Annotated in this window: 1 pseudogene; it reads left to right on the top strand. The window is 59.5% G+C overall.

Annotated features, from left to right (window positions below):
- Window positions 1-74: 74 nt before the first annotated feature.
- Window positions 75-259, top strand: a pseudogene (locus R0J92_RS24215) (heat-shock protein Hsp20); the annotation flags it as partial.

Raw genomic sequence — 259 nt, 5'->3', positions numbered from 1 at the left:
CCGGTGCGATTGACCGGCGAGGTTGCCGGAAGCGGGACCACGAAACGTCGCTTGGTTGCAAGGACAAAAGAGACATGAGCCGCATGACGCCATTCACCCACCCGCTTTTGCTGGGTTTTGATGCCATGGAAAAAACGCTGGAGCGCATGGCGAAGGCCAATGACGGCTATCCTCCCTACAATATCGAGCGCCTGCCGGGCAGTGACGATGTGCCGGAGCGCCTGCGCATCACCATCGCGGTTGCCGGTTTTTCACAGGA

The sequence above is a fragment of the Tritonibacter sp. SIMBA_163 genome, assembly GCF_046535935.1.
In the GTDB taxonomy this organism is placed as follows: Bacteria; Pseudomonadota; Alphaproteobacteria; order Rhodobacterales; family Rhodobacteraceae; genus Epibacterium; species Epibacterium scottomollicae.
This window is presented reverse-complemented; position numbering and strand designations above follow the sequence as displayed.